This is a genomic window from Streptomyces sp. P1-3 (assembly GCF_050613155.1).
Lineage (GTDB): Bacteria > Actinomycetota > Actinomycetes > Streptomycetales > Streptomycetaceae > Streptomyces.
This window is the reverse complement of the sequence record NZ_CP192512.1, coordinates 1,792,063-1,808,407: the sequence shown is the minus strand read 5'-3', so window position 1 is coordinate 1,808,407 and position 16,345 is coordinate 1,792,063. Positions and strand designations below refer to the sequence as shown.

The window sequence follows — 16,345 nt, the reverse complement described above, 5'->3', positions numbered from 1 at the left end:
CATGATGAAATCCGTACAGAGCACCACCCGGCTGGTGGTGGCCGCGTTCCGCGCGCTGCTGGTACTCACCGTGGTCACGGGCGTGCTCTACCCGCTCGTCATCACGGGCGTCGCCCAGGGCGCGTTCCACGACAAGGCCAACGGCTCCATGATCAAGGTGGACGGCAAGGAGGTCGGGTCCAAGCTGATCGGCCAGACCTACAACCTGCCCGCCAAGGAGGGGGAGGAGCCGAAGCCGGACCCGAAGTTCTTCCAGGGGCGGCCGTCCAACAGCGGCTACGACCCGCTGACCACGGGCTCCAGCCAGCTCGGCACCAGTGACTCGGATCTGGTCGGGATGGTGCGCAAGGCCAAGGCGCAGGTCGCGGACTTCAACAAGGTGGAGGAGTCCGACGTCCCCAAGGACGCGGTCACCGGCTCCTCCTCGGCCATCGACCCGCACATCTCCAAGAAGTACGCGGAGATCCAGATCAAGCGCGTCGCCAAGCACAACGGCCTGACCGAGGCGCAGGTCGAGCAGCTGGTGAAGGACAACACCGAGGGCCGCACCGCCGGCTTCCTCGGCGAGCCGCACGTCAACGTGCTCAAGCTCAACATCGCGGTGCAGAAGCTCGCCAAGAGCTGATCGCCCGGCGCCAAGAGCTGACCGCCCGACGGTCCGGCGGCCCGTGGCCCCCCGTACGAGGGGCGCCACGGGCCGCTCCCGTTTGCGGGCGGGGCAGCGGGAAGGGCACGTCAGGACTGTGTCAATACCGCCGTACCGCTGCCCCCGTGTCTCATTTGTCCGCTCCCTGGGCCGTAGAGTCGAGGTTGCATATTCGATAGGCAGGGCGGTCTACCGGCCCAAGCACGAAAATGGGGCCCATGGGACGCGGCAAACTTCGGATCTACCTCGGTGCGGCACCAGGCGTCGGGAAGACCTATTCGATGCTGTCGGAAGGCCACCGGCGGGTCGAGCGGGGCACGGACCTCGTCGTCGCGCTGGTCGAGCACCACGACCGCCCCCGCACCGAGGTCATGCTGCACGGGCTGGAGGAGGTGCCGCGCCGCGCGATGGAGTACCGGGGGACCACCTTCACCGAGATGGACGTGGACGCCGTCCTCGCCCGCCGCCCCGCCGTCGCGATCGTCGACGAACTGGCCCACACCAACGTCCCCGGCTCCCGCAACACCAAGCGCTGGCAGGACATCGAAGAGCTGCTCCAGGCCGGCATCGACGTCATCTCCACCGTCAACATCCAGCACCTCGAATCGCTGGGCGACGTGGTGGAGTCCATAACGGGCGTCCGCCAGCGCGAGACCGTGCCCGACGAGGTGGTCCGCCGCGCCGACCAGATCGAGCTGGTCGACATGTCGCCCCACGCGCTGCGCCGCCGCATGGCCCACGGCAACATCTACAAGCCGGACAAGATCGACGCGTCGCTCTCCAACTACTTCCGGCCCGGCAACCTCACCGCCCTGCGCGAACTGGCGCTGCTGTGGACCGCCGACCGGGTCGACGAGTACCTCCAGCAGTACCGCGCCGACCACCGGGTCTCCACCATCTGGAGTGCCCGTGAGCGCATCGTCGTCGGCCTCACCGGAGGCCCCGAGGGCCGCACCCTCATCCGCCGCGCCGCCCGCATGGCCGCCAAGGGCGCCGGCGGCGAGATCCTCGCCGTCTACATCGCCCGCAGCGACGGGCTGACCTCCGCCTCCCCGAAGGAGCTGGCCGTCCAGCGGACCCTCGTGGAGGACCTCGGCGGAACCTTTCACCACGTCATCGGCGAGGACATCCCGCACGCGCTGCTGGAGTTCGCACGCGGCGTCAACGCCACCCAGATCGTGCTCGGCTCCAGCCGCCGCAAGGCATGGCAGTACATCTTCGGGCCGGGCGTCGGCGCCACCGTGGCGCGGGACTCAGGACCGGACCTGGACGTTCACATCGTCACCCATGACGAGGTCGCCAAGGGCCGCGGCCTGCCCGTCGCCCGCCGCGCCCGGCTCGGCCGGCCCCGCATCGTCGCCGGCTGGCTGGTCGGCATGGTCGGCCCCGTCCTCCTCTCACTGCTCCTCACCGGCATCAACGCCAACCCCGACGCCTACGACTCCGGGCCGGGCTTCGCCAACGAGGTGCTGCTGTTCCTGTTCATCAACGTGGTGGCGGCGCTGCTGGGCGGCATGCTGCCCGCCCTGGCCTCCGCGGCCTTCGGCTCCCTGCTGCTCAACTACTACTTCACCCCGCCCACCCGCACGCTGACGATCCAGGACCCGAAGAACATCGTCGCGATCGTGATCTTCTTCGCGGTCGCCGCCCTGGTCGCGTCCGTCGTCGGCACCGCCGCCCGCCGCACCCACCAGGCCGCCCGGCTGCGCGCCGAGTCCGAGGTGCTCTCCTTCCTCGCGGGCAGCGTGCTGCGCGGGGAGACCAGCCTGGAGGCGCTGCTGGAGCGGGTCCGGGAGACCTTCGGTATGGACTCGGTGGCGCTGCTGGAGCGCACCAGCGAGGTCGAGCCCTGGACCTGCGCGGGCAGCGCGGGCAGCGGCGACGCCCCGCCGCCGGTACGGCCCGAGGACGCCGACGTCGACATGCCGGTCGGCGACAACATGGCCCTGGCGCTCAGCGGCCGGGTGCTGCCCGCCGAGGACCGCCGGGTGCTCGCCGCCTTCGCCGCCCAGGCCGTCGTCGTACTGGACCGCCAGCGGCTGGTCGGCCAGGCCGAGCGCGCCCACGAGCTGGCCGAGGGCAACCGGATCCGCACCGCCCTGCTGGCCGCCGTCAGCCACGACCTGCGGACCCCGCTCGCCGGCATCAAGGCGGCCGTCACCTCGCTGCGCTCGGACGACGTCGCCTGGTCGGAGGAGGACGAGGCGGAGCTGCTGGAGGGGATCGAGGAGGGCGCCGACCGTCTGGACCACCTGGTCGGCAACCTCCTGGACATGTCCCGGCTCCAGACCGGCACCGTCACCCCGCTGATCCGCGAGGTCGATCTGGACGAGGTGGTCCCGATGGCCCTCGTCGGCGTCCCGGAGGGCAGCGTCAGCCTCGACATCCCCGAGGCGCTGCCGATGGTCGCCGTGGACCCCGGCCTGCTGGAGCGCAGCGTCGCCAACATCGTCGAGAACGCCGTCAAGTACAGCCCCGCGGACACCCCGGTCCTGGTCAAGGCCAGCGCCCTGGGCGAGCGGGTGGAGCTGCGCGTCGCCGACCGCGGTCCCGGCGTCCCCGACAGCGCCAAGGACCGCATCTTCGAACCCTTCCAGCGGTACGGCGACGCCCCGCGCGGCGCCGGGGTCGGCCTCGGCCTCGCCGTCGCCCGGGGCTTCGCCGAGGCGATGGGCGGCCAGCTCACAGCCGAGGACACCCCCGGCGGCGGGATGACCATGGTCCTCACCCTCCAGGCCGCACCGGGCCGGCCGCCGGCCCGCCCCGACCTCCCGGCCCAGGTCACCACGTGACCGGCCGCAACCGAGACGACAACAGACCAGAAGGGCAGGCCGCCGAATGAACCGGGTGCTCGTGGTGGACGACGAGCCGCAGATCGTACGCGCCCTCGTGATCAACCTGAAGGCGCGCAAGTACGAGGTGGACGCCGCCCCCGACGGCGCGACGGCCCTCCAGCTCGCCGCCGCCCGCCACCCCGACGTGGTCGTCCTCGACCTGGGCCTGCCCGACATGGACGGCGTCGAGGTGATCAAGGGGCTGCGCGGCTGGACCAGGGTCCCGATCCTGGTGCTCTCCGCGCGTCACACCTCCGACGAGAAGGTCGAGGCGCTGGACGCGGGGGCCGACGACTACGTCACCAAGCCGTTCGGCATGGACGAGCTGCTGGCGCGGCTGCGCGCCGCTGTGCGCCGCGCCGAGCCCACCGGGCAGAGCGACGACGCGGTGGTGATCAAAACCGACAGCTTCAGCGTCGACCTGGCCGCCAAGAAGGTCCACCGCGGTGACCGCGACGTCCGGCTGACCCCCACCGAGTGGCATCTGCTGGAGGTGCTGGTCCGCAACACCGGCCGGCTGGTCAGCCAGAAGCAGCTGCTCCAGGAGGTCTGGGGGCCCTCGTACGGGACCGAGACCAACTACCTGCGCGTCTACATGGCGCAGCTGCGCCGCAAGCTGGAGGCCGATCCCTCCCACCCGCGGCACTTCATCACGGAGCCGGGGATGGGGTACCGCTTCGAGGGGTGAGCCGCACCGGCCGGGGGTCCGGGGGTTGCCCCCGGGAGATTCAGTATCACGGAGCCGGGGATGGGCTACCGCTTCGAGGGGTGAGCCGGGGCCCAGGAGGGGTTCCCGCGTTCGAGGGGTAGCCCGCGCGGGGGACCCCGGTACGCTGACCGTATGAGTGCCGTACCCCGAACCGACAAGCCCGCCGGGCGTTTCCGGCGCATGCTCGACCGGTTGTCGAGCTCCCAGGAGGAGCTCCACTCCGCCGAGCTGGAGCAGGACGCGGAGGCCACGGGCTGCACCAAGATAGGCGAGTGCGGTGACCGGCAGATCGTCAAGGTGACCGGTACACTGCGCACGGTCACGCTGCGGCCGCGGGCCGGGGTGCCCGCGCTGGAGGCGGAGCTCTTCGACGGCACCGCCGCCCTGGACGTGGTGTGGCTGGGCCGGCGCTCCATCATCGGGATAGAGCCGGGCCGCAAGCTGATAGCCACCGGCCGTATCTCCATGAGCCACGGGCGCCGGGTGCTGTTCAACCCCAAGTACGAGCTCCGACCGCTCGGACAGGAGTGACGGGTGACGTCTGAAGGCAAGCAGGCCCTGACCGACACCGACCAGGACGCCGCGGCCGCCGCCGCGCAGAGCAGGGCGGCGGCCGACACCGCGCTGCTGGAGGCGTTCGGCGGGGTGCGGGGGATGGTCGACACGACCGTTCCCGGTCTGGTCTTCGTCCTGCTCTACACCATCAAGCGGGACATCCATCTGGCGGCCATCGCCGCGCTCGCGCTGACCATGCTGCTCGCGGTCGCCCGGCTGGTGCGCAAGGAGACCCTCAAGCACGCCTTCAGCGGCGTCTTCGGGGTGGCCTTCGGCGCGATCTTCGCGATGATGTCCGGGGACGCCAAGAACTTCTACCTGCCCGGCATGCTCTACACGCTGGGCCTGGCGATCGCCTACATCCTCTCGGCGATCTTCCGCTTCCCGCTGATCGGGGTGCTGCTCGGCCCGATGCTCAAGGAGAACCTCTCCTGGCGCACCCGCAATCCGGGGCGGTTCCGCGCGTACACCAAGGCCACGTGGGCATGGGGTCTGATCCTGCTGGCGAAGTCGGCGATCCTCTTCCCGCTCTACTGGTGGGGCGACGCCACACAGCTGGGCTGGGTCAAGGTGGCGCTGGGCATCCCGCCGTTCCTGCTGTGCGTCTACCTGACCTGGATCTTCCTGGCCAAGGCGCCGCCGCCGATCGACGTCATCGCCGAGATGGAGGCGGAGGAGCAGGCCGAGCGGGAGCGCGAGCGCACGGCGCGCGCCCAGGTCGAGACCTCCTGACCGAGGTCCCAGCCCGGACACGGTCCTCAAACGGCGGACTCCCCCCAGCCGCAGCCGGGGGGAGTCCGCCGTTTCGGTACGCCTACGCGGGCGTCACTCGGCGGCTTCCTCGCGCTGGACCGACAGCAGGTCCTCCAGCTGCTCCTCGCGCGCCGGGGCCGCCACGAACAGCAGCTCGTCACCCGCCTCCAGCACATCGTCCTTGCTGGGGGTCAGCACCCGCGTGCCGCGGATGATCGTGACCAGGCTGGTGTCCTCGGGCCACGCCACCTCGCCGACCCGGGTGCCCGCCAGCGCCGCCTCCGGCGGCAGCGTCAGCTCCACCAGGTTCGCGTCGCCGTGGCTGAAGCGCAGCAGCCGCACCAGGTCGCCGACGCTCACCGCCTCCTCGACCAGGGCGGACATCAGACGCGGCGTGGAGACGGCGACGTCGACGCCCCAGGACTCGTTGAACAGCCACTCGTTCTTGGGGTTGTTCACCCGGGCCACCACCCGCGGCACGCCGTACTCGGTCTTCGCCAGCAGCGAGACGACCAGGTTCACCTTGTCGTCGCCGGTCGCCGCGATGACGACGTTGCAGCGCTGCAACGCTGCCTCGTCGAGCGAGGTGATCTCGCACGCGTCGGCCAGCAGCCACTCGGCCTGCGGTACCCGTTCCACCGAGATGGCGGTCGGCGCCTTGTCGATGAGGAGCACCTCATGACCGTTCTCCAGGAGCTCACCCGCGATGGAGCGGCCCACCGCGCCGGCCCCGGCAATGGCAACCCTCATCACGCTTCCTCCGGCCCTGCCGCGAACGCGGCCTCGACCTTCTCGACCTCGTCCGAGCGCATCATCACGTGCACGAGATCGCCCTCCTGCAGCACCGTCTGCGAGGTCGGCAGCATCGCCTCGCCCAGGCGGGTGAGGAACGCCACCCGCACCCCGGTCTCCTCCTGCAGCCTGCTGACCTTGTGCCCGACCCAGGACGGCGCGGCGTGCACCTCGGCGAGCTGCACTCCGCCGCTCGGGTCGCGCCACAGCGGCTCCGCGCCCGAGGGCAGCAGCCGCCGCAGCATCTGGTCGGCGGTCCAGCGCACCGTGGCCACGGTGGGGATGCCGAGCCGCTGGTAGACCTCGGCGCGGCGAGGGTCGTAAATACGGGCCGCGACGTTCTCCACGCCGAACATCTCCCGGGCCACCCGGGCCGCGATGATGTTGGAGTTGTCGCCGCTGCTGACCGCGGCGAACGCGCCGGCCTCCTCGATGCCCGCCTCGCGCAGGGTGTCCTGGTCGAAGCCGACGCCGGTCACCCGGCGGCCGCCGAACCCGGCGCCCAGCCGGCGGAAGGCCGTGGGGTCCTGGTCGACGACGGCGACCGTGTGCCCCTGCGCCTCCAAGGTCTGGGCGAGCGCGGCGCCCACCCTGCCGCAGCCCATGATCACGATGTGCATGGCCTGTCTACCCCGCACTCCTGGTCGGCCCGCTGATTCCGGTAAACAACCCGTTCACATCTTCCTTCTGTGCTTTCCGCATGTCTGGGTCCACCGTAGCGGCAACCCCCGGCCGGGGATCCGTCGCGTCGCGGGGCCGCCCGTCCGCCCGCCAATTGCCTCACGGGTTCGCAAATAGTTACGGCGAGCGGACGCATGGTCACCGGCGTGGCTAGGATGATCGCCGTATTCCGCTTCTGGACTCCTGTACGCCCCCGTCCATGAGGAACTGATGACAGATCACATATCGGAGGTGATGGTCTGGTGCCTGGCCGCGGTCCTGCTCGTCGTCCTGGTCCTGCTGCTGCGCCAGCACCGCATCACCGCCGCCGTGCGCCAGCGAACCGCCGTTCTGGAAGGCAGCCTCCAGGCACGTGACGAGGAGCTCCAGCACCTGGTCGCGGCCCGCCTCCCGGCCGTCGTCGACGCGCTGAGCCAGCCGGGTCCGCTGCCCGGACTGAGGGACGGACGGCTCGCCGGAACGGCGTACGCGCAGAGCCTCCAGACGCTCCTCGACCTCTTCGCCCAGGCGGGGGAGAAGGCCCAGGCGAAGGCCGATGCCTCGGCGAAGGCGGCACTGAAGGCGTCCATGCGGGCGCTCCAGGGGCTCGCGCACGAGCAGCAGCTGTCCATCTCCGACATGCAGGACCGGCACGACAACCCCGATGTGCTCCGCGACCTGCTGGAGATCGACCACGCGAACTCCCAGTTCGGACGGCGCGCCCAGGCCATCGCCGTGCTGTGCGGCTCGTGGCCCGGCCGGCAGCGGGCCGCCTCCCCCCTCACGGACGTGGTACGGGGCGCCAAGTCCCGTATCCGCGACTACCGCCGGGTCCAGGTGCACAGCCAGATCGACATCGCCGTCGCCAGCCGCGCCGTCGAGCCGGTGGTGCTCGCGGTCGCCGAGCTGCTCGACAACGCCGCCCGCCACTCGCAGCCGAACACCACCGTCGAGGTCAGCCTGCAGCCGGTGCACAACGGCGCCTGCGTGGTGATCGACGACGCGGGCGTCGGCATGGACGGCCAGGAGGCGCAGCGGGCCACCGCCCATCTGACCGGCCGCCGCCCGGTGGACGTCGCCCGGCTCGGCGACCCGCCGCAGTTCGGCTTCCCGGTGATCGGCGTGCTCGCCGCCCGGTACGGCTTCAGCGTCTCGGTCGACACCCGCTCGCCGTACGGGGGTGTACGCGCGGTGCTGTTCCTGCCCAGCGCGCTGCTCACCCATCTGGACCCGGACGGACCCCGCACCATGCCCGCCACCGCCCCGCCCGCGGCCGACTCCCCCAGACTCCGTCCGGGGGGACCCCCAGCGGCCCCCCAGGCCGCCCAGCCGTCCCAGCCGCAGCCCCGGTCGCAGCCCCAGCCCCCGGCCGCGGCCCGCCCGGCGGCGCCCGAGCCCCGGACCCCGCTGGGCCACCCGGAGGTGGGCGACGACGTGCCCCGTACATACCCGTCGACGGCCGGCGGGCTGCCCAAGCGCCGCCGCCGCCAACCGGCCGCGGGGCAGCAGCAGGTGGACGACTGGCCGACGGCCGACGGGCAGCAGGCCGCGGCCGAGCCCGACACCGGTTCGCACCGCATCCGCTCGGCGGAGGAGACCGCCCGGCGCATGGGGGCCTTCGCACGCGGCACCCGGTCGGGCCGCGCGGAGTCCCGAGACGACGCAGCCCCCCACCACGACGAAGGGAATCGCCAGGCATGAACGACCACATGAACAACGAGCTGGGCTGGATGCTCGACGAGGTCGTGAGGATGCCGGAGGCGCGGCACGCGATCCTGCTCTCCGCGGACGGCATGCTCCGCAGCCACTCCGAGGGCATCGACCGGGACGAGGCCGAGCGCCAGGCCGCCGCGCTCTCCGGACTCCAGTCGATCAGCCGCAGCACCTCCGAGTTCTGTGACCACGAGGAGACGCCCTGGCGGCAGACGCTGGTCGAGTTCGCCGGCGGCTACGTGTTCCTCATAGCCGCCGGCCCCGGCGCCTACCTCGCCGTCTCCGCCACCGAGGACGTGGACATGGAGGCCGTCACCTACCGGATGCAGAAGCTGGTCGACCGGCTCGGCAAGGAACTGACCAGCCCACCGCGGCAGAACACCACCTGGCTCGGCAGCCCGGCATGACCCCGCCGCGGAAGCGCGAGGAACGAGGGCTGGTCCGGCCGTACGTCGTCACCGACGGCCGCGCCCACCCGACCCGTAACACGTTCGACCTGGTCACGCTGGTGATGGCGCACGGAGACCGGCCGCTGGCCGGGCTCAGCCCCGAGAAGCGCAAGCTGATGGAGCTGTGCCTGGGCGGAGCCCTGTCCGTCGCCGAGATCGCCGGCCACCTGCGGCTGTCCGTCAGCGTCACCAAGGTCCTGCTCGGCGACCTCGTGGACAGCGGCCACATCACCACCCGGTCCCCCATCCCCTCGGCGCGACTGCCCGAGGCCCAGCTCCTGCAGGAGGTGCTCGATGGACTCCGTGCTCGCCTCTGACTCCGGCGTCTATCTGCGGCAGACGGTGCGGACGGCGGTCAAGCTCCTGGTCGTCGGGCACTTCGCGGTCGGCAAGACGACCTTCGTCGGCTCGCTGTCCGAGATCAAGCCGCTGCGTACCGAGGAGACGATGACGCAGGCCGGCGCGCTCGTCGACGACCTCGCCGGCATCAAGGACAAGACGACCACCACGGTCGCCATGGACTTCGGCCGACTCACCCTCAGCGACTCACTCGTGCTGTACCTGTTCGGCGCCCCCGGACAGCAGCGCTTCACCCGGCTGTGGCAGGACATGACCCGCGGCGCGCTGGGCGCCCTGGTGCTCGCCGACACCCGCCGCCTGGAGCAGTCCTTCGACGTCATGGGCCTGCTGGAGGAGCACGGGCTGCCCTACGCCGTCGCCGTCAACCACTTCGACGGCGCGCCGGCGCACTCCGAGGCCGAGATCCGCGAGGCCCTCGACCTTCTTCCGGAGACCCCGCTGGTCACCTGCGACGCCCGTGACCGCGTCTCCTCCACCCAGGCGCTGATCTCCCTCGTCCAGTACCTGCACGCCCGTACCACCCAGGAGCCCGTGTGACCTTCTCCCCCGACACCGGTGCCGTGCCGCCACCCGGCTGCCCCGCGCACACGGGCGGCACCGGCCACGCCGCGCGCGAGCCGTTGTACGGCCCCGAGTTCGCCGCCGACCCGCACGCCGTCTACGCCCGGCTGCGGCAGTACGGGCCGACCGCGCCGGTCGAACTCGCCCCCGGCGTGCACGCCACCTTGGTGACCGGCTACCAGGCCGCCCTCGAAGTGCTGCGCAGCCCCGAGAAGTTCGCCAAGGACGCCCGGCGCTGGAAGGCGCTGGCCGACGGCCGGGTCGCCCCGGACAACCCGGTCGTGCCGATGATGCACTACCGCCCCAACTGCCTGTTCAACGACGGCGAGACGCACGCCAGGCTGCGCCAGCCGGTCACCGACAGTCTGGACCGGGTGGACCCCAACGCCCTGCGCGGCTATGTCGAGCGTAGCGCCGACACCCTCATCGACCGGTTCGCCCCCACCGGGGAGGCGGACCTGCTCGGCGACTATGCCAAGGTCCTGCCGCTCCAGGTCTTCCAGCAGCTCTTCGGCTGCCCGCCCGCGCTCGGCGAGCGGCTGGTCAAGGGCATGTCGGGGATCTTCGACGGGGTCGACGCCGAGCGCGCCAACGCGCTGCTCACCGAGACGTGCATCGAGCTGATCTCGCTCAAGCGCCGGCAGCCGGGCGCCGACATCACCTCCTGGATGCTGGCCCACCCGGTGCGGCTGACCGACGAGGAGATGATCCACCAGCTCGTCGTCCTCATGGGCGCCGGAACCGAGCCCCAGCAGAACCTGATCACCAACGCGCTGCGGCTGCTGCTCTCCGACGACCGCTTCGCGGGCGACCTGTCCGGCGGCAGCCTGCCGGTCGACGACGCGCTGGACGAGGTGCTCTGGCTGGACCCGCCGATGGCCAACTACGCCATCCACTACCCCGTGCACGACCTGGACTTCGGGGGCGTACGGCTGCTGGAGGGCGAGCCGGTCGTGATCAGCCTCGCCGCCGCCAACAACGACCCCGCCCTCGTCTCCGACCACCGCGCGGGCAACCGCGCCCACCTGGCCTGGAGCGCCGGACCGCACACCTGCCCCAGCAAGGACGCGGCCCGGCTGATCGCGGCGGTCGCGGTGGAGAAGCTGCTGGACCGGATCCCCGACATCGAGCTCGCCGTCCCGGCGGACCAGCTGACCTGGCGGCCCGGCCCCTTCGCCCGCGCCCTCGCCGCGCTGCCCGTCCGCTTCCCCCCGGTGCCCCTGACCGTGACGACGCCGCTGCCGACGCAGGTGTCGGCACCCGAGGCCGTACCCGCGCGCGACCACATCGACCCCACATCTGGAGACAGCCGATGGAACGCCAGTCAAGCCAGTCAGGCCCCGTCCAGTCAGGCCCCGTCGTCATCGACCCCACAGGGCGCGACATCCACGCCGAGGCAGCCCGGATCCGCGCCCAGGGGCCCGCGACGCCTGTGGAGCTCCCTGGCGGCGTGGTGGCATGGGCGATAAGCCGCCAGTCGCTGCTGAAGGAACTGCTCACCGACCCGCGCGTCTCCAAGGACCCGCGGCAGCACTGGCCCACCTGGATCAACGGCGAGGTCTCACCCGAGTGGCCGCTGTTCACCTGGGTCGCCGTGCAGAACATGTTCACCGCGTACGGCCCCGACCACAGGCGGCTGCGCACCCTGGTCGCCAAGGCGTTCACCGCCCGCCGCACCGCCGCCCTGCGGCCCCGTATCGAGGAGATGACCGCCGAGCTTCTCGACACCCTGGCGGCCACCCCGTCCGGTGAGGCGGCTGACCTGCGCGAGGGATACGCGTACCCCATCCCGATCCAGGTGATCTGCGAGCTGTTCGGCATCGACGACCAGGAGACCCGGGAGGGGCTGCGGCGCTGCGTCGACAGCATCTTCCACACCTCCGCCGATCCGGAGGAGGTCACCCGCACCTACGAGCAGATGTACGTCATCATCGGCGGCGTGATCGCCCACAAGCGCGAGCACCCGGGCGACGACCTCACCAGCGGGCTGATCGCGGCCCGCGACGAGGACGGCGACTCCCGGCTCACCGAGCAGGAGCTGGCCGACACCCTGCTCCTGCTGATCAGCGCCGGGCACGAGACCACCGTCAACCTGCTCGACAACGCCATCCACGCCCTGCTCACCCACCCCGACCAGCTGGAGCTCGTCCGGTCCGGGCAGGCGAGCTGGGACGATGTGATCGACGAGACACTGCGCGTCCAGGCGCCGGTGGCCAACCTGCCGCTGCGCTACGCCGTGGAGGACATCGAGCTCGACGGCGGCGTGGTGCTGCGCAAGGGCGACGCGATCGTCGCCGCCTACGCCGCCGCGGGCCGCGACCCGGAGCTGCACGGCGAGGACGCCGACCGCTTCGACCTCACCCGCAAGCTCAAGGACCACCTGGCCTTCGGGCACGGCGTGCACTTCTGCCTGGGGGCGCCGCTGGCCAGGCTGGAGGCGCAGATCGCGCTCCCGGCGCTGTTCGAGCGCTTCCCCGGACTGCGGCTCGCCGCGCCGCCGGAGGGGCTCGCCCCGGTGGAGTCGTTCATCTCCAACGGGCACCGCACGCTGCCCGCCCGGCTGAGCTGACCCGGACCCTCACGCGGCTCCCGCCCGCCGCCCGCACGGGCGGCGGGCGGGACCTCGTTTGACTGATGGTCTTGACGACCGCTTAACATCCTCTCTTGTGTCCAAACTGACCGACGTACCGAAACGGATTCTGATCGGCCGGGCGCTGCGCAGCGACAAGCTGGGAGAAACGCTCCTCCCCAAGCGCATCGCCCTCCCGGTCTTCGCGTCCGACCCACTGTCCTCCGTGGCGTACGCGCCGGGCGAGGTGCTCCTCGTCCTGTCCGTGGCGGGTGTGTCGGCCTACAGCTACAGTCCCTGGATCGCCGTCGCGGTCGTCGTGCTGATGTTCACGGTCGTCGCCTCGTACCGCCAGAACGTCCGCGCCTACCCCAGCGGCGGCGGTGACTACGAGGTCGCCACCACCAACCTCGGGCCCAAGGCCGGCCTGACCGTGGCCAGCGCCCTGCTGGTCGACTACGTGCTCACCGTGGCCGTGTCGATCTCCTCCGGCGTGGAGAACCTCGGCTCCGCCATCCCGTTCTTCATCGAGCACAAGACGCTGTGCGCGATAGGCATCATCGTCCTGCTGACGCTGATGAACCTGCGGGGCGTAAAGGAATCCGGCAAGCTCTTCGCCATCCCGACCTACGTCTTCGTCGCGGGCGTCTTCCTGCTGCTGGCCTGGGGCGCCTACCGCGGTCTGGTCTCCGGGGACGGGATGAAGGCCCCCACCGCCGACTACGAGATCCACCCCGAGCAGACCGGGCTGGCCGGCTTCGCGCTCGTCTTCCTGATGCTGCGCGCCTTCTCCTCCGGCTGTGCGGCGCTCACCGGCGTCGAGGCCATCAGCAACGGCGTGCCCGCCTTCCGCAAGCCCAAGAGCAAGAACGCGGCGACCACGCTGGCGCTGATGGGCGGCCTGGCCGTCACCATGTTCTGCGGCATCATCGCGCTGGCCATGGCCACCGATGTGAAGATGGCCGAGAACCCGGCCCACGACCTGCTCAAGGACGGCACCCCGGTCGGCGCGGACTACACCCAGGACCCGGTCATCTCGCAGGTCGCGGCCGCCGTCTTCGGCGACGGGACCTTCCTGTTCATCCTGCTCGCCACCGCCACCGCGCTGGTGCTGTTCCTGGCCGCCAACACCGCGTACAACGGTTTCCCGCTGCTCGGCTCGATCCTGGCCCAGGACCGCTACCTGCCGCGCCAGCTGCACACCCGGGGCGACCGGCTGGCGTTCTCCAACGGCATCGTGCTCCTCGCCGGTGCCGCGATGATCCTCGTCTACGTCTACGGCGCCGATTCCACCAAGCTGATCCAGCTCTACATCGTCGGCGTCTTCGTCTCCTTCACGCTCAGCCAGACCGGCATGGTGCGGCACTGGAACCGCCACCTGGAGAACGAGAGCGACCCGGCCAAGCGCCGCCACATGATCCGCTCCCGCGCCATCAACGCGTTCGGTGCCTTCTTCACCGGCCTGGTGCTGGTCGTCGTCCTGCTGACCAAGTTCACCCACGGCGCGTGGGTCGCCCTGCTGGGCATGGTGATCTTCTACGTCATCATGACCGTGATCCGGCGGCACTACGACGGTGTCGCCGACGAGCTGGCGGCCGACGACGCGCCCTACGACGACGCCGTACGCCCCTCGCGGGTGCACGCCATCGTCCTCGTATCCAAGATCCACAAGCCGACGCTGCGGGCTCTCGCCTACGCCAAGCTGATGCGCTCCCACAACCTGGAGGCACTCAGCGTCGGCGTCGACGCGGCCGAGACCCAGGCGCTGCGGACCGAGTGGCACGAGCGTGGCATCGACGTCCCGCTGAAGGTCCTCGACTCTCCCTACCGCGAGATCACCCGGCCGGTCATCGACTACGTCAAGGGCCTGCGGCGGGAGAGCCCGCGCGACGTGGTCAGCATCTACATCCCCGAATACGTGGTCGGCCACTGGTACGAGCACCTGCTGCACAACCAGAGCGCCCTGCGCCTCAAGGGGCGGCTGCTGTTCACGCCGGGCGTGATGGTGACGTCGGTGCCCTGGCAGCTGGACTCCTCCGAGCAGGCGAAGAAGCGGGCGCGCAAGCGGGCCGAGTGGCACGCGCCGGGCGCGGTGCGGCGCGGCCCGGTGGCCCAGCCCAAGGGCGAGAAGGCGGCCGCGAAGCCGTCCACCGAGGCGGCGACGAAGAAGTAGGTCGTGCGACGCGGCGGCGACGGGACGTAGACTGGACGGCTGGTGTCCCGGAAGGGGACGAGAGCCGTCGAACCCCGCCGCCGCCCTCCGCACCTCTGACGCACCCGCCCCTGCCTGCCGCACCCCTCACGTACTGGAGCCACCACGCCATGCAATCCGAAGCCCACGCATCGCTGGTCGGCGAGGAGTACGAGGTCGAGGTGGGCCCCGTCGCGCACGGCGGGCACTGCATCGCCCGCACCGCGGAGGGCCGGGTGCTGTTCGTCCGGCACGCGCTGCCCGGTGAGCGGGTCGTCGCCCGGGTCACCGAGGGCGACACGGAGTCGCGCTTCCTGCGCGCGGACGCAGTAGAGGTACGTGAGCCGTCGAAGGACCGGGTCGAGGCCCCTTGCCCCTTCTCCGGCCCGGGGGCGTGCGGCGGCTGCGACTGGCAGCACGTCGCACCCGGCGCCCAGCGCCGCCTCAAGGCCGCGGTCGTCGCCGAGCAGCTCCAGCGGCTGGCCGGACTGACGGCCGAGGAGGCCGGCTGGGACGGCACGGTGGAGCCCGCGCCCGGCGACAAGGTCGCCAAGGGCGAGGTCCCGGCGTGGCGGACCCGCGTCCAGTACGCGGTGGACGCCGAGGGCCGGGCCGGGCTGCGCAAGCACCGCTCCCACGAAGTCATGCCCATCGACCGCTGCCTGATCGCCGCCCCCGGCGTCACCGAACTCGGCGTCGAGAAGCGCGTGTGGCCGCAGATCGCCACGGTCGAGGCCATCGCCGCCACCGGTTCGCAGGACCGTCAGGTCGTCCTCACCCCGCGCCCGGGCGGCCGCCTTCCGCTGGTGGAACTCGACAAGCCGGTCTCGGTCCTGCGCGTCGACGAGAAGACCGGAGGCGTGCACCGCGTCCACGGCCGCCCCTTCGTCCGCGAGCGCGCCCTGGACCGCACCTGGCGGGTCGGCGGCGGCGGCTTCTGGCAGGTCCACCCGAGGGCCGCGGAGCTGCTGGTCGAGGCGGTGATGCAGGGCCTCATGCCGCGCAAGGGCGAGATGGCCCTCGACCTGTACTGCGGCGTCGGCCTCTTCGCGGGCGCCCTCGCCGAACGGGTCGGTGACACCGGCGCGGTGCTCGGCATCGAGTCCGGCAAGCGGGCGGTCGAGGACGCCCGCCACAACCTCCAGGACCTGGACCGGGTCCGCATCGAACAGGGCAAGGTCGAGCAGGCCCTGCCCCGCACCGGCATCACCGAGGTCGACCTGGTCGTCCTCGACCCCCCGCGCGCGGGCGCGGGCCGGCAGACGGTACGCCACGTGGCGAGCCTGGGCGCGCGCCGCATCGCGTACGTGGCCTGCGACCCGGCAGCACTGGCACGCGACCTGAAGTACTTCGCGGAGTCGGGCTACCGGGTACGGCGGCTGCGCGCGTTCGACCTGTTCCCGATGACGCACCATGTGGAGTGCGTGGCGGTGCTGGAGCCGGTGAAGAACGACCGCTGACCTGCGGCTTCTCACGTGAGCGTGATGCGTGTTGGGGGCGTTACGGGCGATGCCGTGACGCCCACCTGACGCTCGTTCTGGTCAGGTAGCCGA

15 protein-coding genes are annotated in these 16,345 nt (G+C 71.5%); 13 read left to right on the top strand and 2 right to left on the bottom strand.

The window, feature by feature from the left end; all coding sequences use genetic code 11:
• Window position 1 precedes the first annotated feature (1 nt).
• The 5 genes from kdpC (at window position 2) to ACQUSR_RS07415 (ending at window position 5,476) form a co-directional block, all read left to right on the top strand.
• Entirely contained in the window at window positions 2-625 is a 624-nt protein-coding gene (gene kdpC, locus ACQUSR_RS07435; protein ID WP_431041759.1) for a potassium-transporting ATPase subunit KdpC, read from the top strand.
• Window positions 626-864: 239 nt separating this feature from the next.
• The gene (locus ACQUSR_RS07430) at window positions 865-3,438 is read left to right on the top strand and encodes an ATP-binding protein (RefSeq protein ID WP_431041758.1); all 2,574 of its coding nucleotides are present in this window, start codon (window positions 865-867) and stop codon (window positions 3,436-3,438) included.
• A gap of 46 nt (window positions 3,439-3,484) precedes the next feature.
• Entirely contained in the window at window positions 3,485-4,168 is a 684-nt protein-coding gene (locus ACQUSR_RS07425) for a response regulator (RefSeq protein WP_431041757.1), read from the top strand.
• 153 nt (window positions 4,169-4,321) lie between these two features.
• Entirely contained in the window at window positions 4,322-4,720 is a 399-nt protein-coding gene (locus tag ACQUSR_RS07420; protein WP_431041756.1) for an OB-fold nucleic acid binding domain-containing protein, read from the top strand.
• 3 nt (window positions 4,721-4,723) lie between these two features.
• Window positions 4,724-5,476 carry a DUF3159 domain-containing protein gene (locus ACQUSR_RS07415; RefSeq protein WP_431041755.1) on the top strand — a complete coding sequence of 251 codons (753 nt, stop codon included), beginning with the start codon at window positions 4,724-4,726 and terminating at the stop codon, window positions 5,474-5,476.
• 93 nt (window positions 5,477-5,569) lie between these two features.
• On the opposite strand, the gene ACQUSR_RS07410 is transcribed toward ACQUSR_RS07415, so the two are convergent.
• Window positions 5,570-6,247: a potassium channel family protein gene (locus ACQUSR_RS07410; RefSeq protein ID WP_431041754.1), complete on the bottom strand. Its 678-nt coding sequence runs from the start codon at window positions 6,245-6,247 to the stop codon at window positions 5,570-5,572.
• Window positions 6,247-6,909, bottom strand: coding sequence for a potassium channel family protein (locus ACQUSR_RS07405; protein WP_431041753.1), 663 nt, complete (start codon window positions 6,907-6,909; stop codon window positions 6,247-6,249). The genes ACQUSR_RS07410 and ACQUSR_RS07405 overlap by 1 nt, the downstream gene beginning before the upstream one ends.
• Window positions 6,910-7,180: 271 nt before the next feature.
• On the opposite strand from ACQUSR_RS07405, the gene ACQUSR_RS07400 reads away from it, so the two are divergent.
• From ACQUSR_RS07400 to ACQUSR_RS07365, 8 genes are all read left to right on the top strand, one after another.
• Window positions 7,181-8,650, top strand: a complete 1,470-nt coding sequence (locus ACQUSR_RS07400; RefSeq protein WP_431041752.1) for an ATP-binding protein — start codon at window positions 7,181-7,183, stop codon at window positions 8,648-8,650.
• Entirely contained in the window at window positions 8,647-9,069 is a 423-nt protein-coding gene (locus ACQUSR_RS07395) for a roadblock/LC7 domain-containing protein (protein WP_431041751.1), read from the top strand. Before ACQUSR_RS07400 ends, ACQUSR_RS07395 begins: the two co-directional genes overlap by 4 nt.
• Window positions 9,066-9,428: a DUF742 domain-containing protein gene (locus tag ACQUSR_RS07390; RefSeq protein WP_431041750.1), complete on the top strand. Its 363-nt coding sequence runs from the start codon at window positions 9,066-9,068 to the stop codon at window positions 9,426-9,428. The genes ACQUSR_RS07395 and ACQUSR_RS07390 overlap by 4 nt, the downstream gene beginning before the upstream one ends.
• Window positions 9,406-10,008, top strand: a complete 603-nt coding sequence (locus tag ACQUSR_RS07385) for a GTP-binding protein (RefSeq protein ID WP_431041749.1) — start codon at window positions 9,406-9,408, stop codon at window positions 10,006-10,008. Before ACQUSR_RS07390 ends, ACQUSR_RS07385 begins: the two co-directional genes overlap by 23 nt.
• Window positions 10,005-11,501, top strand: coding sequence for a cytochrome P450 (locus tag ACQUSR_RS07380; RefSeq protein ID WP_431041748.1), 1,497 nt, complete (start codon window positions 10,005-10,007; stop codon window positions 11,499-11,501). Before ACQUSR_RS07385 ends, ACQUSR_RS07380 begins: the two co-directional genes overlap by 4 nt.
• A complete protein-coding gene (locus tag ACQUSR_RS07375; protein ID WP_431041747.1) occupies window positions 11,483-12,601 on the top strand; it encodes a cytochrome P450 family protein in 1,119 nt (372 codons plus the stop codon). Before ACQUSR_RS07380 ends, ACQUSR_RS07375 begins: the two co-directional genes overlap by 19 nt.
• A gap of 97 nt (window positions 12,602-12,698) precedes the next feature.
• Window positions 12,699-14,774 (top strand): APC family permease, encoded by a 2,076-nt coding sequence (locus ACQUSR_RS07370; RefSeq protein WP_431041746.1) that lies wholly within the window; start codon window positions 12,699-12,701, stop codon window positions 14,772-14,774.
• Between the two features lie 149 nt (window positions 14,775-14,923).
• A complete protein-coding gene (locus ACQUSR_RS07365) occupies window positions 14,924-16,252 on the top strand; it encodes a class I SAM-dependent RNA methyltransferase (RefSeq protein ID WP_431041745.1) in 1,329 nt (442 codons plus the stop codon).
• Window positions 16,253-16,345 lie beyond the last annotated feature (93 nt).

Bases quoted from the DNA above. Each gene is read 5' to 3' on its own strand.
- kdpC (WP_431041759.1), top strand. From the start codon at position 2: ATGATGAAATCCGTACAGAGCACCACCCGGCTGGTGGTGGCCGCGTTC.
- ACQUSR_RS07420 (WP_431041756.1), top strand. From the start codon at position 4,322: ATGAGTGCCGTACCCCGAACCGACAAGCCCGCCGGGCGTTTCCGGCGC.
- ACQUSR_RS07410 (WP_431041754.1), bottom strand. From the start codon at position 6,247: ATGAGGGTTGCCATTGCCGGGGCCGGCGCGGTGGGCCGCTCCATCGCG.
- ACQUSR_RS07385 (WP_431041749.1), top strand. From the start codon at position 9,406: ATGGACTCCGTGCTCGCCTCTGACTCCGGCGTCTATCTGCGGCAGACG.
- ACQUSR_RS07425 (WP_431041757.1), top strand. From the start codon at position 3,485: ATGAACCGGGTGCTCGTGGTGGACGACGAGCCGCAGATCGTACGCGCC.
- ACQUSR_RS07390 (WP_431041750.1), top strand. From the start codon at position 9,066: ATGACCCCGCCGCGGAAGCGCGAGGAACGAGGGCTGGTCCGGCCGTAC.
- ACQUSR_RS07430 (WP_431041758.1), top strand. From the start codon at position 865: ATGGGACGCGGCAAACTTCGGATCTACCTCGGTGCGGCACCAGGCGTC.
- ACQUSR_RS07365 (WP_431041745.1), top strand. From the start codon at position 14,924: ATGCAATCCGAAGCCCACGCATCGCTGGTCGGCGAGGAGTACGAGGTC.
- ACQUSR_RS07395 (WP_431041751.1), top strand. From the start codon at position 8,647: ATGAACGACCACATGAACAACGAGCTGGGCTGGATGCTCGACGAGGTC.
- ACQUSR_RS07405 (WP_431041753.1), bottom strand. From the start codon at position 6,909: ATGCACATCGTGATCATGGGCTGCGGCAGGGTGGGCGCCGCGCTCGCC.
- ACQUSR_RS07400 (WP_431041752.1), top strand. From the start codon at position 7,181: ATGACAGATCACATATCGGAGGTGATGGTCTGGTGCCTGGCCGCGGTC.